Annotated in this window: 18 protein-coding genes; 1 reads left to right on the plus strand and 17 read right to left on the minus strand. The window is 61.8% G+C overall.

Annotated features, from left to right (window positions below):
* Positions 1-111 precede the first annotated feature (111 nt).
* Together CIC07_RS22950 and fabZ are read right to left on the minus strand one after the other, a co-directional pair.
* Complete coding sequence (locus CIC07_RS22950) at positions 112-1,821, minus strand: phospho-sugar mutase (RefSeq protein WP_076357798.1); 1,710 nt, start codon at positions 1,819-1,821, stop codon at positions 112-114.
* A 128-nt stretch (positions 1,822-1,949) separates the two neighbouring features.
* Complete coding sequence (gene fabZ, locus CIC07_RS22955; protein WP_076357797.1) at positions 1,950-2,381, minus strand: 3-hydroxyacyl-ACP dehydratase FabZ; 432 nt, start codon at positions 2,379-2,381, stop codon at positions 1,950-1,952.
* Positions 2,382-2,738: 357 nt separating this feature from the next.
* On the opposite strand from fabZ, the gene CIC07_RS22960 reads away from it, so the two are divergent.
* Entirely contained in the window at positions 2,739-4,898 is a 2,160-nt protein-coding gene (locus CIC07_RS22960; RefSeq protein WP_076357796.1) for an Ig-like domain-containing protein, read from the plus strand.
* Between the two features lie 116 nt (positions 4,899-5,014).
* On the opposite strand, the gene CIC07_RS22965 is transcribed toward CIC07_RS22960, so the two are convergent.
* The 15 genes from CIC07_RS22965 to CIC07_RS23035 all read right to left on the minus strand — a co-directional run bounded on the left by CIC07_RS22965 (position 5,015) and on the right by CIC07_RS23035 (position 21,398).
* Positions 5,015-5,374: a DNA-directed RNA polymerase subunit beta gene (locus CIC07_RS22965; protein ID WP_083688231.1), complete on the minus strand. Its 360-nt coding sequence runs from the start codon at positions 5,372-5,374 to the stop codon at positions 5,015-5,017.
* A gap of 81 nt (positions 5,375-5,455) precedes the next feature.
* The gene (locus tag CIC07_RS22970) at positions 5,456-6,283 is read right to left on the minus strand and encodes a flagellar hook-basal body protein (protein ID WP_076357795.1); all 828 of its coding nucleotides are present in this window, start codon (positions 6,281-6,283) and stop codon (positions 5,456-5,458) included.
* Positions 6,284-6,296: 13 nt separating this feature from the next.
* Positions 6,297-7,157, minus strand: a complete 861-nt coding sequence (locus tag CIC07_RS22975; RefSeq protein ID WP_076357794.1) for a flagellar hook-basal body protein — start codon at positions 7,155-7,157, stop codon at positions 6,297-6,299.
* A gap of 157 nt (positions 7,158-7,314) precedes the next feature.
* Positions 7,315-8,319, minus strand: coding sequence for a rod shape-determining protein MreB (gene mreB, locus CIC07_RS22980; protein WP_076357793.1), 1,005 nt, complete (start codon positions 8,317-8,319; stop codon positions 7,315-7,317).
* Positions 8,320-8,457: 138 nt separating this feature from the next.
* Entirely contained in the window at positions 8,458-8,742 is a 285-nt protein-coding gene (spoIIID, locus tag CIC07_RS22985; RefSeq protein WP_021880270.1) for a sporulation transcriptional regulator SpoIIID, read from the minus strand.
* A 275-nt stretch (positions 8,743-9,017) separates the two neighbouring features.
* Positions 9,018-9,791: a M23 family metallopeptidase gene (locus CIC07_RS22990; protein WP_076357792.1), complete on the minus strand. Its 774-nt coding sequence runs from the start codon at positions 9,789-9,791 to the stop codon at positions 9,018-9,020.
* A gap of 92 nt (positions 9,792-9,883) precedes the next feature.
* Complete coding sequence (spoIID, locus tag CIC07_RS22995) at positions 9,884-11,134, minus strand: stage II sporulation protein D (RefSeq protein WP_083688319.1); 1,251 nt, start codon at positions 11,132-11,134, stop codon at positions 9,884-9,886.
* A 366-nt stretch (positions 11,135-11,500) separates the two neighbouring features.
* Complete coding sequence (locus tag CIC07_RS23000; RefSeq protein ID WP_076357791.1) at positions 11,501-13,018, minus strand: HAMP domain-containing sensor histidine kinase; 1,518 nt, start codon at positions 13,016-13,018, stop codon at positions 11,501-11,503.
* Positions 13,015-13,695 (minus strand): response regulator transcription factor, encoded by a 681-nt coding sequence (locus CIC07_RS23005; protein WP_076357790.1) that lies wholly within the window; start codon positions 13,693-13,695, stop codon positions 13,015-13,017. Before CIC07_RS23005 ends, CIC07_RS23000 begins: the two co-directional genes overlap by 4 nt.
* Positions 13,696-13,746: 51 nt before the next feature.
* Positions 13,747-14,931: an ABC transporter permease gene (locus tag CIC07_RS23010; RefSeq protein WP_234992966.1), complete on the minus strand. Its 1,185-nt coding sequence runs from the start codon at positions 14,929-14,931 to the stop codon at positions 13,747-13,749.
* Positions 14,882-15,571, minus strand: coding sequence for an ABC transporter ATP-binding protein (locus tag CIC07_RS23015; protein ID WP_076358037.1), 690 nt, complete (start codon positions 15,569-15,571; stop codon positions 14,882-14,884). Before CIC07_RS23015 ends, CIC07_RS23010 begins: the two co-directional genes overlap by 50 nt.
* A gap of 134 nt (positions 15,572-15,705) precedes the next feature.
* Positions 15,706-17,130, minus strand: a complete 1,425-nt coding sequence (locus CIC07_RS23020) for an efflux RND transporter periplasmic adaptor subunit (protein WP_076357788.1) — start codon at positions 17,128-17,130, stop codon at positions 15,706-15,708.
* Positions 17,131-17,343: 213 nt separating this feature from the next.
* On the minus strand, positions 17,344-18,774 hold the full coding sequence (murA, locus tag CIC07_RS23025) for a UDP-N-acetylglucosamine 1-carboxyvinyltransferase (protein WP_094248270.1): 1,431 nt from the start codon (positions 18,772-18,774) through the stop codon (positions 17,344-17,346).
* A gap of 355 nt (positions 18,775-19,129) precedes the next feature.
* Positions 19,130-19,375 (minus strand): DUF1146 domain-containing protein, encoded by a 246-nt coding sequence (locus tag CIC07_RS23030; protein ID WP_048745683.1) that lies wholly within the window; start codon positions 19,373-19,375, stop codon positions 19,130-19,132.
* A gap of 250 nt (positions 19,376-19,625) precedes the next feature.
* Entirely contained in the window at positions 19,626-21,398 is a 1,773-nt protein-coding gene (locus CIC07_RS23035) for a S8 family serine peptidase (RefSeq protein WP_076357787.1), read from the minus strand.
* Positions 21,399-21,561: the final 163 nt, after the last annotated feature.

Below are 21,561 nucleotides of genomic sequence, written 5' to 3' on the forward strand. Positions count from 1 at the left end.
ACTTCCGAGCCGGCGCCTTGCGGTGCGCGGCTCCCGGCTCACTTCTATGCTCGGTGCGGTTGGTTGTCGATCCCGCTCCGCTATCCCTGACCCTGCCGTTGAACGTTCGGGTCAGGCCATGTCGTCCACGCGCTGCATGACGGAGCCGCGCAGCGCGTTCAGCGCTTTCTCCGCAGACTGCAGGGAATCCCCGCGGACCGCGAAGTAAACCTTGATCTTGGGCTCCGTGCCGGATGGCCTAAGCGTGAACCAGGAGCCGTCCTCAAGAATGTACTTCAGCACGTTCTCCTGCGGCAGGCCGTCCAGTCCGAGGCTGTAATCGAGAACCTGCGACACCTTGATGCCGCCGGCTTCCGTCGGAGCTTCCGAACGGAAGCTGTCCATGATGGCCCCGATCTTCTGGACGCCGTCCAGTCCCTTGAGCGTACGGGACTCCAGCCCCTCCAGATAATAGCCGTACTCGCCGTACAGCTCCAGCAGCACGTCATACAGCGTCTTGCCCTGCTGCTTGTAGAAGGCAGCCGCTTCGGCGATCAGCATCGCCGCCACGACGGCATCCTTGTCCCTGGCGTAGGTGCCCGTCAGGTACCCGTAGCTTTCCTCGTAGCCGAACAGGAACGTATGCGAGCCCGTCCGTTCGAATTCGGTCATTTTCTCGCCGATGTATTTGAAGCCGGTCAGCGTGTTGATGACCTCTGCGCCGTTGGCCTTGGCGATGTCCGCGCCCATCTCGCTCGTCACGATCGTCTTGATGACGGCCCCGTTCGCAGGCAGCCCGCCTCTTTCGCGCAGCTGGCTGAGCACATAATGGACCATGATCGCGCCGGACTGGTTGCCGGAGAGAACGACGTATTCGCCTTCGTTGTTCTTCACGACCGCGCCCATCCGGTCGGCGTCAGGATCGGTGCCGATGATGATGTCAGCGCCTTGCTCCTGCGCCTGCTTGATCGCCAGCGCGAACGCCTCGCGCTCCTCCGGATTCGGACTCTTCACCGTGCTGAAGCAGCCGTCCGGCTGCTCCTGCGACGGCACGACGGCGACCGACTCGATGCCGATCTCCTTGAGCGCGCCGCGGACCGGATGGTTGCCGCTTCCGTGCAGAGGCGTATAGATCACCTTGATGTCGCGTCCCGCGCCGCGCTTGAGCAGGTCGCGGTTCAGGCTCTGCGCCGCCACGGCCTCGATGAAGTCCCGGTCCGCATCCTCGCCGAGCCACACGAGCAGCCCTTGCCGCTCCGCCTCTTCGCGGGCCATGCGCTTGATCTCGCCGAAGCTCGCCACCTTCTGGATCGCCGCGATCGCCTGCTCGGCCTCATGCGGCACGAGCTGGCAGCCTTCCGGGCCGTACGCCTTGTAGCCGTTGTACTCCGGCGGATTGTGGCTGGCCGTGATGACGACGCCGCCGCTCGCTCCCAGCGCGCGCACCGCGAAGCTCAGCTGCGGGGTCGGGCGCAGCGAAGGGAACAAGTACGTCTTGATGCCGTTGCCGGCCAGGACGAGCGCCGCCTCCAGCGTGAATTCCGGTGAGTTGTTGCGGGAATCGTGCGCGATCACGACCGAAGGCTTGTCCGTCTGACCAAGCAGCCAGTTCGCCAGTCCCTGCGTCGCCTTGCCTACCGTATAGGCGTTGAGGCGGTTCGTGCCGGCTCCCATGACGCCGCGGAGACCGCCGGTGCCGAATTCGAGATCACGATAGAACCGGTCGGTAATCTCCTTTTCGTCCCCCGCGATTCCCCTCAGCTCTTCTTTGGTCGCCTCGTCGATCGTCGGATCCTCGAGCCAGGACTGATAGCGTTGTTGCGCAAGTTTCGTTACGGACATGGACTCATCTCTCCCTTGAACTCTGCGTGATCTCATTTAATAAAGCAGGCCCGGTCCGAACATCTTCGTTTTGATGACGAATTCGGGCTCGATTTTGTTTTGGCCATTTGCTTTTCAGCGATAGAAGCCTACTTCGGATCCGTAAGCGCGAACATGATCTCGCCTTCGGCCACGACCTTGTCCCCGACCTTGGCGGTCGCCTGGCCTTTGCCGATGATGCCTTTCAGCCGGGTGATGGTCACCTCAAGCGTCAGCGTATCTCCCGGCACGACCTGGCCGCGGAAGCGGAATCCGTCGATGCCGGCGAGCATGCCGATCTTGCCCCGGTTCGCCTCGACCTTGAGGATGGCGACCGCGCCTACCTGGGCCAGCGCCTCGACGATCAAAACGCCCGGCATGACGGGGAATCCCGGGAAATGCCCGGCGAAGAAAGGCTCGTTCATCGTGACGTTCTTGAGTCCGACGGCCCGCACGCCTTCCTCGAGCTCAACTATGCGGTCGATCAGCAGAAACGGCTGCCTGTGAGGAATGATCTCCATGATTTCATTGATATCCAGCAAAAAAATACCCCTTCCGCGGGCGAAAGCGCCCTTGTTCGTCAATCGCCGACCGGGCTGCATGGAACCGGGGCCGGCGGGCTACACTATGCATGTCCTGAGCGAGCCTGCAGGTCGCAAAGGTTGAGATAGGAGGACAGGAAGCGGACCGAAGAGCCGCCGACTGTCCTTTTTATTGCGCGTAAAAAGGGGCGAAACTCCTCTTTCTGCCGCTAGATGCCTATGTATATCTTCGTTATTATACCTCCGCAGTGCCAAAAAAAAAACCGCCGCCCTTCCTATTTTCCACCATTTGCCTACATATTTCGCATCGATATGCCGTTAAAGGAACTATCATGGTTTGCAAAGGAGTGTCTTTCGTTGTCCTACCGCGTTACCATTCGTCCGCTGCTGTCCCTGCTGCTCGCGGCTGTCCTGGCGCTTGCGCTGCTCGCGCCTGCCGCGCATGCCGAAGATACGGTCACCTCGGTCAAGCTGACCGAAGGCTCCAAGCTTTCCCTCACCTACGGGGACGATCCATACGCGCTCGCGCTGTGGGCGTCCTACTCGGGCTCTTCCGCGACCAAGGATGTCAGCGCCTCGGCCGTATGGTCGACCTCCAGCTCATCCGTCCTGAAGGTCACGGGAGGCGTACTGACGCCCGTAGCGGCCGGAACCGCGACGATCACCGGCAAGTACAGCGGCTATTCCGCAGCGATCTCCGTTACGGTCACCTATCCTTATGCCAAGCTCCAGCTTCTGGCGGAGGACGGCAGCGCCGCTCCATCCACCTTGAAGGCACAGCTCGGGGACGACCTGACCTTCGGCGTTGTCGGCAAAAACGGCAATGAATCCAAGGATCTCGCCGACGAAGCCGTCTGGAGCAGCTCCAACACGGCGGCCGCAACGGTCGAGGACGGCAAGGTCACCCTCGTCGCGGCAGGCACATCCGTCATCAAGGCTTCCTACCGAGGCGTGTCCGCCTCCATTACGTTAACCGTGTCTTCCCCTTATCAATCCATCACGCTGTCGCCAAATTCTCTCCTTGATCTCACGGCAGGCGACGAGGCCAAATCCTTGACCGCGACAGCTTCGCCGGCAGGCGGCGGCACGCCGGTCGATGTGACCGACGATGCTTCCTGGACGACCTCGTCGGCAGCTGTAGCCAAAGTGGACAAAGGCGTCGTGACGCCTGTCGGTCCCGGAACCGCGACAATCACCGCTTCCCTCTACGGATCCTCGGCCACCGTCAGCGTCGTCGTGCGCGCTGCCCACGAAGCGCTGAAGCTGAGCGCCACGGCGGAGCTGAACCTGCTGCTCTCCGACAGTCCGCTTCAAGTAACCGCGTCGGCGCTCGATCCCAACAAGGAGCCGGCCGATGTGACGAAGAGCGCCGAATGGAGCTCCAGCGACGTCTTCACCGCTACCGTCGCTGACGGACTCGTCACGCCGAAGGCGGCCGGATCCTCCATCATCAAGGTGGAATACAAGGGCCTCTCCAGAACGTTGAACGTCACCGTCTATCCGACCATCCTTTCGATCGAGACCGGCTCCGAACCGCTGACAAGCATTACGGGCGACAGCGGCAAGCTGCCGACGGTCACCGGCAAGACGCTGGACGACTCCACGATCGCTGTCGACAAGCTCGTCAGCTGGACATCCGGCGATACCGACATCATTGAAATCAAGGATGGCAAATGGTCCGCCAAAAAAGCCGGCAAAGCCGTCCTGAAGGCTGCGGTCGGCGGCCTCTCGGCGGAAGTGGAAATGGTCGTGGGCCTGAAGCCGCTGGCGCTTCTGCCCGAGCAGCAGACGATCAGCCTCGTCATCGGCAAGGACACTCCGATCCCGTCTCTGAACGTGACGTATACGGATGGAACGGAAGAGGACGTCACGGCCAAGGCCGAATGGAAAACGACCGGCAGCTCCCTGCTTGTCAAAGGAACGACGCTGCGCGGACTGACCGCTGCGCGTACGTCGCTGACCGCCTCGTACCAAGGCAAGACCGTCTCGCTGCCTGTCGTGATCGAAGAAGAGCTGACCAAGCTCGCGGTGGAGGAATCCTCGCTCGTGCTGAATCCCGGCAAAAGCAAAACCGTCAAAGTCACCGGCACGTTCAAAAGCGGCACGACAAGCTCGCTCGCCTCGAAAATGACCTGGACCGTCGACAATGACGATATCGCAAGCATCAAAGGCAGCTCCGCCAAGGGCCTCAAGCTCGGAACGGCCAAGCTCACCGGAACGTACCAAGGCAAGAGCATTACCGTCACGATCGCCGTCAAGCCGAAGCTGAAGAGCCTCGTCCTGTCGGACAAAACCTTGCAGCTTGCTCCCGGAGCTTCCGCGCCGCTGAAGCTCAAGGCGTTCTACGACAACGGCACGCAGGCGGAAGTCACCGCGTCGGCTGTCTGGACCTCCAGCAAGGAAGCCGCGGCGACCGTTTCCGCAGGCGGAGCCGTGACCGCCACAGCCAAAGGAACGGCTACGATCAAGGCCGCTTTTGAAGGCAAAACCGTAAGCGTAAGGGTCACCGTGAAATAAAGCCGCATATGCAAAAGCCGGAGCGAAGGCGCAATGCCTTTGCTCCGGCTTTTTTTGCCGTGGACTTGAATCGGTGGCCACAAAAAAAACCGACCCCCGAAGGAGGCCGGATACATCTAGGAATCCGCGAAGATAAGGTCGTAAATATGCTTGTAGACGCCAAAGTCGAATGCATCGTCCATGCTTCCCTTGCCCAGGACGACGAAGCCCAGATAAAGGCCGCCTGTCAGCGCGCCGACGAACAGCGCCAGCACGATGACCTTGCGGGCGAACCACCATGCGGTGAACCGGCTGCGCCGCTTCGGCTTGGCCTTGGCTTTGGTCTTGGCTGCTGCCGGAGCGTCCGGCGAAGATGGTTCTGCCTCCCGGTCCCGCGGAGCTTGGCTGTCGCTCGGCCGGAAATTCTCTGCCGGACGGGACGCCGCCCCGCCTCCCGACATTCGGGTGTGGGATTCATTCTGCACCATGGTCATCATCCTATTCCTCCGGAAGAGAAGCCTTCCGTAATCTATTGCGCGGCAGATTCCCACCGCGCCGCAGCATGGAGGAACAGGAATCTAGCCGCGCATGTTGTTGGCCATGCCCAGCATCGAATCGGCGGAGGTCAGCGCCCTGGCGCTCAACTGATAAGCCCTCTGCACGTTCAGAAGCTCGGTCATCTCATCCACGACGTTGACGTTGGATTGCTCGACATACCCTTGGCGGACAGCGATTCCGCTGTCGGGACCGGCTGCGGCGGCGGTCAGCACGTCGCCGGCCGCAAGTCCGTCCGGGACGACAAACAGGTTGTCCTCCACCGGAGTGAGCAGCTCGGGACGAGCAGGAGATGCAAGGCTCAGCTGCCCGAGATTCTCGCGGGTTCCGTCTGCATGCACGCCTTCCACGACGCCTTCGCCGCTGATCTGCAGCGTGACGCCGGCTGGAACGACGATCGGTCCAGGCTGGCCTGCGCCTCCCCGAGTGCCGAGAACAGGATACCCCGCTTCTGTCGCCAGTATCGTATCACCGTTGCCTCTCACCGTCAACTGGAAGGCGCCGCTGCGGGTATAGGCCGTTTTGCCGTCAGCCGCCACCTGGAAGAGCGCATTTCCTTCGATCGCCAGATCCGTAGCGGTGCCGGTCTCCTTGAGCGAGCCTTGGGTCATGTCTGGTCCGAGCTGCAGGAAACGGGCGCCCCAGCCCTGGTTGTAGCCCATCGGTCCGATGCGGCCGTCCTTGCGGAACGCCTCGGGCTGCTGCTTGGCGTTCGTGAGCAGATCCTCGAACGTGCCTTGCTTGCGTTTATAGCCTGCCGTATTCACGTTGGCGATATTCTCGGCCAGCAGGTCAAGCCGCTGCTGCAGAGCGTTCATCGTTACCGACGCATTGATTATCGATCCGTTCATCTGCCGTTCCTCCTCACACCTTGCCGACTTCGTTGACGGCCTTCTCCAGGCTCTTGTCGTAATACTGGACGACCTTCTGATTCGCCTCGTAGGCTCTCAGGGCGCCCATCATATCCACCATCGCCTGGGTGGCATCGACGTTGGACCGCTCCGTATATCCCTGACGGACTTCCACTCCGTCCGCCGCCGTCGCCGGAGCCGCGCCGCCCTGCCCGTCAAGACGGAACTTGCCGTCTCCTTCGCGGACCAGGTCCTGGACGCGGTCGACTCTCGTAACCAGCAGCGATCTGCCTGTAGCCGCGCCGTCGGCATCCGTGAAATCGTAGGCGCCGTTCAGCTTCAGCGAATCCATGGAGGTACCGGCCGGGAACGTCACCGGGCGGTTGTTCTTGCCGAGAACGGCCGAGCCGTCCGCCGTGAGCAGGGAGCCGTCCGCCGCCAGGTGGAATTGTCCGCCTCTCGTGTAGCGGGTCTGTCCGTCCGCGTCCTGCACGGTGAAGTAGGCCTGCGGCCTGTACGTCACCGTTCCGTCTTGCGCGACGGATTTGCCGGAAGCGTCGAACACGGTGCCCGGGACCTCGATATTGGAGGCGATGGCGAAGTCGGATGCCCGATCCGTCTTGTTGAGGTCGCCCTGCACCTGCAGCGCGATGCTCTCCTCTGCCAGCACTCCGGTGCTGAGGCGTCCGATCCGGCGCGAAGGCTCATCGTTCTTGCCGGTCATGGACAGCAGCATGTCCGGAAAGGAGCGGTTCAGCGCATTGCTCTGCTTGTATCCCGTCGTATTGAGATTGGCGATATTCGTCGTTACCGTGTCATGCACGCGCTGCTGGGCTACCATGCCTGCCGCTGCCGTGTACAATCCTCTGAGCATCCGGTTCTCCCCTTGCCTGTATGATGAAAGATGAAAGGATGAAAGTCTTATTGTTATATCGGCAGCAGCCGCCCATCCATGAAGAGCGGCCCGCCCTTCGCGCTCCGCAGCTCCGGGAGGAGCGGCTCGCGAGGGGCGGGCCTTCGGTCGCCGGACTCTAGAAGCGCGCCTTCTTGCGCGACATCCGGTCCAGATGGTCCAGCATGAATCCGGTGCCTTTCACGACGCAGTGCATCGGGTCTTCCGCGACGAGCACCGGCACCTTGAGCTCATCTGCCATGAGCAGATCCAGCCCGTCCAGCAGGGCGCCTCCGCCGGTCAGAATGACGCCGCGGTCGATGATGTCCGCAGACAATTCGGGAGGCGTGCGCTCCAGCACGGACTTGGCGGCAGCTACGATGGAGGCGACGGAATCGTGCAGCGCTTCCCGGACCTCCTCCGAGTGGATGGAGATGGTCTGCGGAAGCCCTGTTACCATATCGCGGCCCCGGATGTCGATGGCCTCGTTGCGTCCGCCTGCGTATACCGATCCGATGCGCATCTTGATGCTCTCGCTTGTCCGTTCTCCGACCAGAAGCTTGTACTTCGCCTTGATGTAGCGGGCAATATCGGAATCGAACGTATCGCCGGCCACCTTGATCGAGGAAGAAGTCACGATGTCGCCCATGGACAGGACGGCCACATCCGTCGTGCCCCCGCCGATATCGACGACCATGTTGCCGCTGGGCTGATAAATGTCCATGCCGGCTCCGATCGCGGCCGCCTTGGGTTCTTCTTCCATATAGACCTCTTTGGCTCCGCAGCGCTCGGCCGCTTCCCGGATCGCCTTCTGCTCCACCGACGTGATGTTGGTAGGGGCGCAAATGAGAATACGCGGACGGCTGTACCAGCTCCGTCCGCCGATGCGGTCAATGAAAGCCTTGAGCATCATTTCCGTAATTTCGAAGTCCGCGATGACTCCATCCCGAAGCGGGCGGATGGCGACGATATTCCCAGGTGTCCTGCCGACCATCCGGTACGCCTCGTCCCCGACGGCCAGCACCCGCTTGGTGCCGGTTTCAACGGCGACTACGGACGGCTCGTCGAGCACGACGCCTCTGCCTTTTACATGAATGGACACGTTGGCGGTGCCCAGATCGATTCCGATATCCTTGCTCAGCATACGTCCGAAGTCCCCTAACGAATAATGTGGAAGTTCATACCCCCATTATTCGCTAATAACCTCGTTTTTCCTCTGATTTTGTCAAAAAATTTTACCAAAAGGCCTCCCGTGAAAGGGGAGGCCGGAATGCGGCCGTTTTTACCGTTTTCCTGCGGCCAGCACCTCGCGGCGCTTGGTGCTTTTCTTGTACTTGATCTTCGTCGCCTCGCCGCCCCGGAGATGGCGGATGGACTTGTGGTACTCCAGGATGTGCTTCACTTGATCGGCCAGATCGGGATTGATTTCCGGCAGCCGCTCGGTGAGATCCTTGTGCACCGTGCTCTTCGATACCCCGAACTCCTTGGCGATCGTGCGCACCGTATGCTTGGTCTCCACGATGCACCGGCCAATCTTGATGGTCCGCTCTTTGATGTAATCGTGCACGTTCCCGCCTCCCTAACTCGTTTTAAGATTGGTACATTATATGAGAGGGGCGGGTAGATATTCTTTGTGGCCAAGCACTAGGTACTAAATCCGTCCAATTTGTTCGCAAATGGCCTCCCGGCGGACAGCCCGGGCCGTGCAAGCAGTCCCGGCATCGACATGGCGGAGATGGCTTGGGCAAAGGATCGGCGGAGAAAAACTCGATGCCGAAGCCGTCTTTTTTTCATCCAAGCAAAAAAATCCCCGAAGCCGAGGCTTCAGGGATCGGGAACGGCTTATTCGGAATCGTCGCTCGATGCGGCGCTGCTGTCCTGGCTGGCCGCCGGAGCGAGCGCGGGCAGGACCGAATTCGGATTGACATGCTCGTTGTTCTTGAGGAGCGCGAAGTGCAGGTGTACGCCCAGATCTTTCTGCAGCTCGTTCTTGCCTGCCTTGCCGATCACCGTGCTTTGCTTGACGTCGTCGCCTTGCTTGACCGTCACACCCGTCAGGCTCTGGTAGACCGAGACGTATCCGCCCGAGTGGGTGATCTCCACGACCGTGCCGTTGGTCGGCTGATCCTGCACCAGCGTCACTTTGCCGCTCAGCACCGCCTGCACGTCGAACGGCTGGTCGTCGCTGCGGGCCAGGTCGATGCCGGTATTGGCGGAGAACGTGTTGCCCTGCTCGACCATCGCGGCGTCCTGCTCGGCAGGAGTGGCGGCAGCATCGAAGTAGCCGCGCTTCACCGTGACGTCAGCCGTGCTGGCTACCGGCCATTTCGCCGTCTCGCCAGGCACCGGCTTCACTGTCACCGGCTCCGGCTGCTGCTCTCCGCCTTGCGCCACTGCGGTCGTATCGGGAGTCTCGGTAGTCGAAGTCTTCTTGTCGTCTCCCTGATAGAGCCACATGACGGTTACGATGATTGCTGCCGCGGCGACGAACAGTGCCGGAGAGATCCACTTGCGCGACAGGGTCTTCTTGTAGGCTGAAGATGGAGCGGAGTTTCTTCCTCCCAGATTTGGTTTAGGAGGCTCTTGCTTTTGGTTTTTTTGATCTTGTTCATTCATTTTCTATCACCTCACTAGCCATTGTTGCCGGATCAGCTAGGTTTATACGTAGGGCGATAGAGAATTTGCGAGGAGGGAGGAAGATGGGCTTCCTAGCTGCTCATGCGGGGGAGATCGTTCTCCCTCACGACCGCGGTTCCGGTATAGTAGTGGGACAGAATCTGATAGGCGGTGCTGCCCTTCTTCGCCATGCCGTCCGCGCCCCACTGGCTCATCCCGACTCCGTGGCCGTAGCCATAAGTCGTGATCTCGATATTTTTGCCGCTGATCTTCCAGGTGAACTGAGAGGATGCCAGTCCCAGCTTCTCCCGGGCCTCGCGGCCTGTGAACGTGGCGTCTCCCGCTGCCAGCTCGCGTATTCTTCTGCCGTCCGTCGTATCGAGCACCCGCAAGCTGCGAGCCGGCGTGCTGCCGCTTAGGCCGAGCTTCTGGTAGAAGGACGCCAGCGGCATCGTCGTCGTCTCCTTATATTCCGGAGACAGGGACTTGTCCCACGGGCTGGCCACGCTGCGGAGATAGGGAAGGCTGGCATCCCAGTAATCCTCTGAATTTTCGGTATACCCGTTGCTGGTGGAAAAGAACAGGGCCTGAATCGGACTTCCCTGATAGGTGACGATTTCCCCTCTCGTCCCTTGGACGGCTTCGTTCAGCTTCGTCAGATTCGCCTCCCGCTCCTTGCCGCTCCAGCGGGCAAGCAGCTGCTTCATCGGGATGTACACCTGATGTGCGGTCGTGTCCGTGACATCCGCCCCCTTCACCGGCATGCCGCTGACGTCGCCGGAAGCGAGCCTCCGGACGATATACGTGCGGGCGGCGATCGCCTGCGCCTTGAGCGCTTCCGGCTCGAAGGAGATCGGCATCTCGCCGGCGATGACACCGCGGATATAGGTCTCCATCGGCACCTTCTCTATGCGCTTCTCCTTCGTCACATAGACGCGCACCTGGGTCAGATCCAGCGCCGTCAGCTTCTTCGGCCCGGTAGAAGGCCGCGGCGCCGATCCCTGCGTTCCGGCCGGAGCCCCGCCGCCGGGGGCGACTCCCGTTGGCTGTCCCCCATCGGCCGGCCCGCCAGCCCCGCCGGCCGCTTCTACGGCGGTTCCGGATGCTTGTCCCCCATCGGCCGCCCCCGCAGCTCCGCCGGCCGCTTCGTTGGCGTCTGCCTGCCCGGCCTGCCGGGCGGCAGCGCTGCCGCCCGGCAGCTCCACGCCGGTTGCTTCCGGCCCCGGAATCAAGGCTTGCTCTTGCTGCCGGGCATTCGTCCCGCCATCCTGCGACTTGGCGACGATAAATCCCGGAATCAGGATCGCGGCCGCCGTAAGGACGCTTACCGAAGCCAGCGCCATTGCCGACATCCCCTGACGTTCCGCTCCGCCTCCGAAAGGCTTCCCTCGCAAACTCGTCTTCCTTGTTCCTGTCGCGCGCTTTTTCATCTTCGACGAATTCCCTCCTCTATTTCTCTGCCAAGGCAAATGCTTCACGACCCGTCTCTAAAGACTATGAGCCGAGAAACATAGAATAGAACCGCCGATAGGCCGCTTGAGAGAGGTGCCGCGAGAAACGAAAAAAGCGATGCCGGATGGCATCGCTGCTGAAAGACCCGCCGTGGGGCCGAGCCTGGCGGCCCTTGAACATGCCGGCATGCAGCCGGCCGATCAGGCTTCCAGGCAAACAGATTGCGGAATGTCCTGCGCTCCAGCCGGCTCCAGGCTTCAGTCCTGCGGCTCGGCGGCCGCCGCTTCGGCTCCGCCTCCGCCAGCCGAACGCTGGAGGCAGAAGGAAAAGGAGCTGCCCCGGCCCTGCTCGCTGCGGACCGCGATGCGGGAGCCGTGCGCATCCAGGATATGCTTGACGATCGACAGCCCGATGCCCGTGCCGCCGCGCCCGGAACGGGCTTCATCCGTCTTGTAGAACCGCTCCCAGATGCGCTCCGTCTCCTCTGGCGACATGCCGATGCCTTCATCCCTTACCGTCAGGCAGGCTTGCTCCTCCTGCGCGTCCAGCGTTACATAGACAGTCGATCCTTTCGGCGAGAACGCCATGGCGTTCTGGATCAGATTGACCATCACCTGCTCCAGACGGTGGGCGTCGCCTACGACCATCACCTTGCCGCTGCCGGCGGCAAGCCCGTCGCCGGCTCCCTCCCCGCTCCACTCCGGAGCCTGACCAGGCTCCGAGTCGACCCGGCCCTTGATCTCGTACCGGACTCCATGATGCCGGAAGGTGGATTCCATCCGCGCCAGCAGCAGCCTCACCGTCTCGGCCAGATCGAACTCCGCGGGCTGCACGTCGAACTGTCCGGACTCGATCTTGGACATGTCGAGCAGATCGTTCACGAGCTTCATCAGCCGGACGGTCTGCTCCTGGGTGATCTGCAAATAGCGGTCCGCCTTCTCCCCCGGTATCGTTCCGTCCAGAATCGCCTCCACATAACCATGGATGGATGTCAGCGGAGAGCGGAGATCATGGGAGACGTTGGCGAGAAAGTCGCGGCGGGTCTGTTCCAGCGCGCCGAGGTCTTCCGCCATGCGGTTGAGCGAGCCCGCCAATCGGCCGAGCTCGTCGGGAGAGGAATCGCGGATTGGCGTCTCAAAGTCTCCCTTGGCGAAGCGCTCCGCGCCGAGGCTCATGCGGCGGATCCGCGTCGTCATGTAGCGGGAGAACAGCCAGGAGAATACCGCCGATACGGCCAGCGCGACGGCGATGGCCAGCCAGCTCAGATTCTGCCAGCGGCGGAAGTCCCGCTGAAAGCCGGTCGAGAGCGAGACGACATAGCGGTCGATCGACGGCACGTACTGGGAGCTCACGATCCATTTGCCGGACTCGTTCTCGATCATCTGGGAGCGGAACTGGCCGCTGGAGCCGATATTGGCCTCGCTGATGATGGACTTGATCTCGCTGCCTGGCAAGGGCACGTCCCCGACCTGCATGTAGCGGCCGCTGCTGTCGATGACGAGAATGCTCTTCATCTGCGGAGGCACGACGACCTTGAGCGCCGTGCTGACCATGCTCTCGGTCCATCTCTCGGATGCGGCCGTCTCCAGCAGCTTGACCGTCCGCCGCAGCTCCGCCCCTTCCATGCCCTGCTGCCGGTCGAACATGTCGCGCCGGACGAGCTGCGTCGAAACCAGGTTGTAGACGAGGAACGTCACGCCGAGGATAGAGAGCGAGATAATCAGCACCTTGGCGAATATCGTATTGAGCCCGAGCCTTGCGGCCAGACGCCTCATGGCTGGACCTCGAACTTATAGCCGACGCCGCGCACGGTGGCGATGCGCCAGGACCGATGCTCGCCGATCTTGTCCCGGATGCGCTTGATGTGCACGTCGACCGTATTGGAATCGCCGAAATAATCCATGCCCCAGATCTGCTGGAGCAGCTCCTCGCGGGTGAACACCTTGCCCGGCCGGGAAGCCATGCAGTAGAGCAGCTCGACCTCCTTCGGAGCGCTGCCCACATCCCGCCCTCGCACCGTCACGCGGTATTCGTTCACGTCGACGACGAGATCCGGGAAGGCCGCCTGCTCCTTGTACAAGGTCGGATGCGTCCGCTTCAGGACGGCCCGGATCCGGGCCAGCAGCTCCTTCGGATCGAACGGCTTGACGAGGTAATCGTCCGCTCCCATGGAAAAGCCCTTCAGCTTGTCGTAGCCGTCCCCTTTGCCGGTCAGGAAAATGATCGGCACCGTGCTGGTCTGCCGGATTTCCTCGCATACGCTCCAGCCGTCGCGGCCCGGCATCATGATATCCAGGACGACGAGATCGGGAATCTGCTCGTAGAACTTCCTGAGCCCGGCTGCGCCGTCGCCCGCCGTCGCGTACTGGAAGCCGTACCGCTGCAAGTACAGCTCCAGCAGGTCGCTGATCAGGGAATCGTCTTCTATGATCAAGATATAAGGCATTTTCATCTGGCTACCTCCGAGAGCGGGATCGGACTGTCTATCCGTTGTCAATAGAAATCAATCATGCCGGAGCGCGTCCACCGGCCGCAGCGATGCGGCTTTGTTGGCCGGGAACAGCCCGAACACCACTCCGACCGCCGCCGAGAACAGAAACGCGTAGAGGACGACCTGGAGCTCGATCTGCGTCGCGGTAGCGAAGTAGGCCGTCATGATCAGACAGGCTCCGTAAGCGCAGGCGATGCCGAGCAGCCCTCCGAGGCTGCTGATGGCTGCCGCTTCGACGAGGAACTGGAACAGCACGTCGCGCCGCTTGGCGCCGAGAGACTTGCGGATGCCGATCTCCCTCGTCCGCTCGGTGACGGATACGAGCATGATATTCATGATGCCGATGCCTCCGACGACGAGCGAGATGCAGGCGACTCCAGCCATCATCGTGGACATCGTCTTCGACACGGAGGTGACCGTCTCCTTCAGATCCTCCTGATTCGTCACGCGGTAGGCGTTCGTATTGCCGCGGAAGATTCCGGTCAGCTTCGTCTCCAGCTGCGCGGCCACGGCGCTCATCTGGTCCACCGCGGCGACCTTGAGGGAGACGGTGCGGACACCGGCCGACTGGAACATGCGCTGCGCCGTCGTTATCGGAATGATGATCTTCTCGTCGTTGGAGCCCGTCAGGGAAGTGCCCTTGGGCTCCAGCAGGCCCACGACCTTGTACTTCACCCCATTGAGCAGGATCGTCTCGCCGACCGGGCTGACTCCAGCTCCGAACAGCTCCTCCGAGGTGTCGACCCCGAGCAGGGCGACCTTGTTGTACGCCGTCAGGTCGACAGGGGCAATGAAACGCCCGCTCTGGGGATGAAAGTTCTGCACATCCTCATAATCGGGAGTGACGCCCTCGACCGTCACCGCGGACTCGGTCTGCTTGCTGCCGTAGCGGGCCGTCACGCTGCCGCTGACGGTCGGAGACAAGCCTTCGATGCCGCTGACGCCGTCGCCGAGCGTCTCGGCTTGCGGCAACGAGAGCGTCGTGTCGCTCCCCCTTCCGGTGATGTTGACCGACAGCATGTTGGTGCCGAGCCCCTTGAGCTGGCTGCTCACCTCGTTCGCCGAGCCCTGGCCCATCGCCACGAGCGCGATGACCGTCGCGACGCCGATCAGAATGCCGAGCATGGACAGCACGGTGCGCAGCTTGTTAGCCAGTATGCTCTTCCAGGCCATGCGAATTCCTTGCGAAAGCTTCACGTCCGTCCCCCCTTTCCTCGCTCAGCAGTCCGTCCTTCATGAACACGGTCCGCTTCGCCCTGGCGGCCACATCGAGATCATGCGTGATGAGGACGATCGTATGCCCCTGGGAGTTGAGCTGCTCCATGAGGCCGAGCACATCCGCTCCCGTCTTCGTATCCAGCGCTCCCGTAGGCTCGTCGGCAAGCAGGATCGGCGGCTCGCCCGCCAGCGCCCGGGCGATCGCGACCCGCTGCATCTGGCCTCCGGACAGCTGGTTCGGCCGGTGATGCATCCGGTCCTGCAGGCCCACCTTGGCCAGCGCCGTCTCCGCCGCAGCCTTCCTCTCCTTCGCGGCGAGCCCGCGATAGACGAGCGGCAGCTCGACGTTCTCGAACGCGCTGAGGCGCGGGAGGAGATGGAAGCTTTGGAAGATGAAGCCGATCTTGCGGTTGCGCACCTCCGCCAGCCGGTTGTCCGACAAGCCCTTCACCTCGATGCCGTCCAGCCTGTAGCTGCCGGAGGTCGGCGTATCGAGGCAACCGATCATGTTCATGAGCGTGGACTTGCCGGAGCCGGACGGGCCGATGATGGCGACGAAATCTCCGCGGGGAATGTGCAGATCCACTCCATTCAGGATCTGCACTTCCTCTCCGGCCATCCGATAGGATTTCCGGACGTCGCGGATCGACAGGAGCGCCTCTTCATGCCGTTCGTGCAAAGCGGCCTCGGCTCTGATGCCGTCGCCTGTCCGCTCCTCCAAGGCTGCGTCTCCGGCCTTCCGTTTGCCCCGCTTCATCGGGTTCCCCCTCCTCCGGTACGGGTCGTCGAGCCGGCTCCGCCCATATTGCCGCCGAAGCCGCCCGTTCCCATTCCGCCTCCGAAGCCGCCCGCTCCCATTCCGCCGAACTCGCGGGCCCGGGTCGTGCTGCTCTGGCCGGTGGAACCTCCGACCGTGCCGGTCGGCAGCGCGATCAGCACCGTATCGCCTGCGGACAGTCCCGACTTGATCTGCACGTACGTATCATTGGCAAGCCCGGTCGTCACTTCCTTCAGCTGGCCGCCCAGCGTCATCCGGCTCATCCGGGATTCGGAGCCGGCTCCGGTTCCGGCGGCTCCTGCTCCAGCACCGGCTCCAGCGCCCTGCCCGGCGCCTTCCGCCGCCCATTGGCCGCCGGAGCCGTTCCTTCCGCCTCCTCCGGACTGGCCGGCTCCGCCTTGGCGGTCAGCGCCGGACTGGCCGCCCGGAACGCTGCCGGCGCCTTGCCCGCCTTCGGTTCCCGCACCGACCGCCGCTGCCCCTTCCGTTCCTTGAGGCACGCGCACATAGGATTTACCGCCGAAGGTCACCACCGCATCGACCGGGACCAGGACGGCATTTTCAGCCGATTCCGTCACAATCTCGGCCGAGCCGGACATTCCGGCCAGCACGCCGGCCGCCTCCGTCATGGACAGCGTGACCGGGTACGTAGCGACTCCATTGCTGCTCACGCCTTCTTTGGCAATGGAAGTGATTTTGCCCGTGAAGGTTTTATCGGTCAGGGCATTGAGCGTAATTTCGGCGGTTTGTCCGATCTTCAGCTTCGGAACATCCAGCTCGTCCGCGTTCACCGCGAAGGTCAGCTGCGAGTAATCCGTAATGACAGCCGCATCTGCGCCGGCATTCGTGTTGTCCCCTGCCGTCAGCGTTACGGCCGTGACGGTTCCGCCGATCGGCGCCTTGATATCATGGTTCTCGGCGTCCGCTTTCTGCAGATCGGCGATCTCGTTCTCCGTCTGCTGCAGGCTCAGCCTGGCCGAGTCGAGATCGAGCTTCGTCTGCGCCTGCTTCGATTCGTCGCTTTCGCTCCAGTACTGCTCCTTCAGGTTCTGGATCTGCAGCTCCTGCTTCTGCTTGTCCAGCTGCTTCTGCCGGATCTGCATCGAATTATCGACCGTCTCGAACTGAGCCAGCACTTGTCCTTTCTTCACGACGTCGCCGGCCGAGACCAGCACTTTGCTGACTGTCCCCTGATAGCCGGCTTTCACGGTCGCCGTATCGGCCGCGGCTACCGTTCCCGTCCCCGACACCTTCACTTCCAGATTGCCCTGCGAGGCTTGCACGCTGCGGGCTTCCGCAGCGGATGCCGTGCCTTCGGTCCCTTTCGACTGCAGGAAGTAATATACCGCTCCGCCGCCGGCAATGACCATGAATCCCAATATGAGCAGCCACTTTCTCATTGTTCCCCTCGCCTCTCCTCCGGATCATTTTCCATCCGAATCGTAGCATTCCAGAATGAACCCAGAATGAACGTCTTCTCGAGGCAGGCAAGAGGCCAATCCCTTCAGCATCGCCGCAACTAAAAAAAAGAGCCCCGATAGCCGGCGCTCCACTCCCTGTCTCTATGAGGGACGGCTGCTGAGGCAAGCCCTCCCGATGTTGCCGATTGAATCTCAGGCCATGGACGCCTCGACGTCCTCGACCTTAACCTGCCGCTTGCTGCTGTAGCTGTCCTCGTCCTCGGATGCGGCGGCGGCTGCCACCTGGACCTCTTCGACTTCACGCTCCGCGGCCTTGCGGATGGAAGCGAGCACGACCGGCTCCAGCACTTCCTCGGCGGCTTCTTCCTCCGACGTCCGGTAGATGTCGGCGCCCAAAGCGGCGAGCTTGCCGGCGATGTCCACATAGCCGCGGTCCACATGGTGCAGTCCGCCGACTTCGGTCTCTCCGTCGGCTACGAGGCCGGCGCAGATCAACGCAGCTCCGGCGCGAAGGTCCGTCGCCGTCACTTTGGCGCCCGACAGCGGCACTCCGCCCGTGATGATGGCCGTACGGCCGTCCACTTTGATGCTGGCGTTCATCTTGCGGAACTCCTCCACATGCATGAAGCGGTTCTCGAACACCGTCTCGGTCACGACGGAAGTGCCTTCCGTGACAAGCAGCAGAGCCATCATCTGGGACTGCACATCGGTCGGGAAGCCCGGATGGGGCAGCGTTTTGATGTCGGCGCCCTTCAGCGGACGGTCCGCACGGACGCGGATGCCGTTGTCCTCTTCGATGATCTGGACGCCCATCTCCTGCAGCTTGGCGATCACGGGTCCGAGGTGGTCGCCGATGGCGCCTTCCACGAATACGTTGCCTCCGGTGATCGCGCCGGCGATCAGGAATGTGCCCGCTTCGATGCGATCGGGAATGACCGTATGCTGGGCGCCGGTCAGCTTCTCGACGCCTTCGATCCGGATGACCCCCGTGCCGGCTCCGCGGATGCGGGCTCCCATGGCGTTGAGGTAGTTCGCGAGATCGACGATCTCAGGCTCTTTGGCCGCGTTCTCAAGGGTAGTCGTTCCTTCGGCGAGCGCTGCGGCCGCGATGATGTTCTCCGTCGCGCCTACGCTGGCGACGTCCAAGTAGATCTTCGCGCCTTTGAGACGGCCCGGGGCGACGGCTTCGATGAAGCCTTGACCCATCGTGATCTCGGCGCCCATCGCCTCGAATCCCTTGAGATGCTGCTCGATCGGGCGGGTGCCGATGGCGCAGCCTCCCGGAAGGGAGATGCGAACACGGCCCAGGCGGGCAAGCAGCGGACCCATGACTTGGATCGATGCCCGCATCTTGCTGACCCATTCGTAAGGAGCCTCGTAGGATGTCAGGTTCTCCGCCGAGATCGTCATGGTTTCGCCGGATAGGTCAAGCTTGGCTCCGAGCGTCTCCAGCAGCTGGCGAATGATCAGGACGTCATCAAGGAGGGGAACGTCGTTAATGACGCTTTCTCCTTCCGTTGCGAGTAGCGAAGCGGCCAGAATGGGAAGAACGGCGTTTTTCGCCCCGTGCACACGCACGGTTCCTTCCAGTCTGCGGCCTCCGCGAACGACAATTTTACTCATAATTCCGTTCCCTCCGGACGCTGCAATTTCTTTTGCGCATATCATGTATTTGGTAAGGATCATATCTGACGGCAACGAGTGTCTGGCCTGAAATGGCTTGAATGGTTTGAAAGGTCAAAATAGGTGAAAAAGGCAGGAATAAGCCAGATTACCACAGACCATATTAACACTCGTCTACAGAAATCGACAAGCGTTATTTTTATCCCGACTATTCGTCAAAATAAGGGGACTTTAGCCCGGGTCTCTTCCCTCGTGCATGATCGCTCAAAGGATATCATTCGCAGCATGTCTCCGGATTGGTTCCGTCTTATGCGTTATTGTCTGCAAATGTCCGATCCGTTATTCGACGGATGGCTCAGAGCAGCTTCAGCATGGATGTCCAGGACCAGTAATCCAGGATGAAGCGGGCGAACGAGTGCCCGATCACAACGGCAAGAACCGCAATAAAGACGCGCGCTCTCGGGCTTCTCGGCTGCTTGAACCAAGTATCCAGCTTGAGCTCCTGCAGCAGGTACCAGGCAAGCAAGATGCTTCCGATCGTCACGGCGATGGAGAACAGCCCGTTCCATCCAAGCGACGACCATACTTGATTACTGTTCATTAATAACCCCGTTCCTTTGCCCGTAAACGGCAATAAATTCCTTGGCGCGATTCTATCGGCATAGCAATGTAGCTTTCGCCATTATTCGCCTTCATGCGACGGAGCGCCCCGGATCGGTCGTATCGGGAAAGGAATTCAAGCGGAAAGGCATCTCCTTTATCCATCGGAACCGGAGCGCTCCATTAAAAGTCCCTTGCTCTTCCGTCTATGTATTCGCGGCTTTCCTCTTTTGCCGCCGCAAGCGGCATGTTCAGCCGCCGCGCGTCACCTTGAGCGTATAGTAGCCCGTTGCCGGCGCCGCCGCGTCTTCCCCCGCATCCCATACCTTGATTTCGTACGTGCCGGGGGTGACGGGAATAAGCGGACTTGTTTCCGCTACGCCTTCCCCGTTGCTGTCCACAACCAGAGCTTCTCCTCCGGCCCTGCGGTAGGCGAAGGCCGGATCCATCCGCATCGTGCCTGCCTCCACCTGCAGCCTCATCGTGCCTTTCTTGGCGACCCGGATCGAATACCAGTCCACATCCGCCGCTTGATGGAAGGTTCCTTGAAACTCGAGGGAGCGGTCGGCCAAAGGATAGGCTCTGCCTGCCGTATCATTGTTCTCCCCCTTGTCTGGCAGCATGCGCAGACGCGTGGAGAGCAGATAGGGCACCTGCTTCGCGCCGCTTCCGGGTTCGAGCCGCAGCATCAGCCGGTTCGTTCCTTTTCTGACGCGCCATTCAAGCTTATGGTTGCGGAGCTTCAGAGGCATTTTCTTGACGCCCCCCGCTTCCTCCAGCTCGATCCGGACGGCGGACGCGCCGGCTCCGGGAGAAGTGAGCTGGGTGTAGTCCAGGCTGACGATGCCGTCGTACGGGCATTCCAGACGGTACCAATCCTGATCCCCGGATCCGGATAGCTGTCCAGACAGCTGCTTGCCCAGAGGAAGCACGGCGGCTGCCTTGGCCGAGTCGTCCGGCTCATGCGGATCAGCCTTGTAGCGGTCGGCGAGAGCGGAATCGATTCTCAGAAGGCCGTAGCCGGCTCCATAGTCGAATCCCTTTCCCCCCTCGTCTTTGGCCGTCTGCCGCAGCATGGAACGAATCTGGTAAGGCTTCAGCGACGGGTATTTGGCCCAGAGCAGCGCTGCTGCTGCGGCAGCCTGGGGAGCAGCCATCGAGGTGCCCTCCACGTAATGGTATCCGCCGCCCGCAGCCGTCGTATACACCTTCCACGGAGCAGCGATGTCCAGCTCCGGCCCTTGGTTGGAGCGCGAGTCCGGCAGTCCGTCGGGACCGACTCCTCCAACGGCCAGCACCGTCGGATAAGCAGCCGGATACTTCACGGCGGCGCGGCTGCCGAAGCGGCGGCCGTCGTTGCCTGCGGCGGCAACGAGAAGCACGCCCTTCTGTTCGGCCAGGGCGGCGATATCCCTCATGTACGGAGAGGAATGGTACAGCCCTACGGACAACACGACGATGCGCGCTCCTTCCGAGATGGCCTTGCGGATGCCCTCGCCAAGCTGGCGTTCGTCGCCATAGCCGTTATGGTCGAGAGCCTTGATCGGCAGGATGCGGGCTTTCCAGATGACTCCCGCCACTCCCTTGCCGTTGTTGCCCGCTGCCGCCACGACCCCCGCGACGCTTGTGCCGTGGCCGTTGTCGTCCCGCGGAGGCTCATCCGGCTTCAGCAGATTGATGCCCGGAAGCAGATTGGGCTGAAGATCGGGATGATCCAGATCCACGCCTGTGTCTACGACCGCGATGGTAATGGATGTCTGCTCCGTGACCAGCTTCCAGGCCTTGTCGGCTCCGATCTGATCGAGAAAAGCTTGCTTCGCCAAGCCGGGATCGTTCGCCTTGGGAGCTGCCGGCCCTTCTTGCTGGATCCGGGCGTCGTCGTCGGGCTTCGCCGCCATGCCGCTCGCGCTGCCCGGCGGCATGGACGGGGCTGCCGCCAGGGTGACGGCCGCAAGAAGAGCCGCGGCATGGCCGCATCTGAGCGCGCGGCTATGGGCGGCGTGAGCTTGAATCCTTGCTTTCATAAGCCTCAAATCCTTTGCTCGTATCTATCCTATGACGCCCGCGCGTATCTATCCCTGCTTTTCCGATAGTCGACCGAGGGAGCAGCGCGATGCGCATGATGTGAAAAAGGAATTACTCGCTTATCCATTCTATCAATAATTCGGGCCGCAAGGCGCTATTCCT

Source organism: Paenibacillus sp. RUD330 (assembly GCF_002243345.2).
Lineage (GTDB): Bacteria > Bacillota > Bacilli > Paenibacillales > Paenibacillaceae > Paenibacillus_O.

Excerpts from the sequence above, each read along its gene's own strand:
- CIC07_RS23015 (WP_076358037.1), bottom strand. The coding sequence starts at position 15,571 with ATGGCCGGAGAGGAAGTGCAGATCCTGAATGGAGTGGATCTGCACATT.
- CIC07_RS23030 (WP_048745683.1), bottom strand. The coding sequence starts at position 19,375 with ATGAACAGTAATCAAGTATGGTCGTCGCTTGGATGGAACGGGCTGTTC.
- CIC07_RS23035 (WP_076357787.1), bottom strand. The coding sequence starts at position 21,398 with ATGAAAGCAAGGATTCAAGCTCACGCCGCCCATAGCCGCGCGCTCAGA.
- CIC07_RS23020 (WP_076357788.1), bottom strand. The coding sequence starts at position 17,130 with ATGAGAAAGTGGCTGCTCATATTGGGATTCATGGTCATTGCCGGCGGC.
- CIC07_RS22950 (WP_076357798.1), bottom strand. The coding sequence starts at position 1,821 with ATGTCCGTAACGAAACTTGCGCAACAACGCTATCAGTCCTGGCTCGAG.
- mreB (WP_076357793.1), bottom strand. The coding sequence starts at position 8,319 with ATGCTGAGCAAGGATATCGGAATCGATCTGGGCACCGCCAACGTGTCC.
- CIC07_RS22990 (WP_076357792.1), bottom strand. The coding sequence starts at position 9,791 with ATGAATGAACAAGATCAAAAAAACCAAAAGCAAGAGCCTCCTAAACCA.
- spoIID (WP_083688319.1), bottom strand. The coding sequence starts at position 11,134 with ATGGCGCTGGCTTCGGTAAGCGTCCTTACGGCGGCCGCGATCCTGATT.
- CIC07_RS22975 (WP_076357794.1), bottom strand. The coding sequence starts at position 7,157 with ATGCTCAGAGGATTGTACACGGCAGCGGCAGGCATGGTAGCCCAGCAG.
- CIC07_RS22965 (WP_083688231.1), bottom strand. The coding sequence starts at position 5,374 with ATGATGACCATGGTGCAGAATGAATCCCACACCCGAATGTCGGGAGGC.
- CIC07_RS22970 (WP_076357795.1), bottom strand. The coding sequence starts at position 6,283 with ATGAACGGATCGATAATCAATGCGTCGGTAACGATGAACGCTCTGCAG.
- CIC07_RS23005 (WP_076357790.1), bottom strand. The coding sequence starts at position 13,695 with ATGAAAATGCCTTATATCTTGATCATAGAAGACGATTCCCTGATCAGC.
- CIC07_RS23000 (WP_076357791.1), bottom strand. The coding sequence starts at position 13,018 with ATGAGGCGTCTGGCCGCAAGGCTCGGGCTCAATACGATATTCGCCAAG.
- murA (WP_094248270.1), bottom strand. The coding sequence starts at position 18,774 with ATGAGTAAAATTGTCGTTCGCGGAGGCCGCAGACTGGAAGGAACCGTG.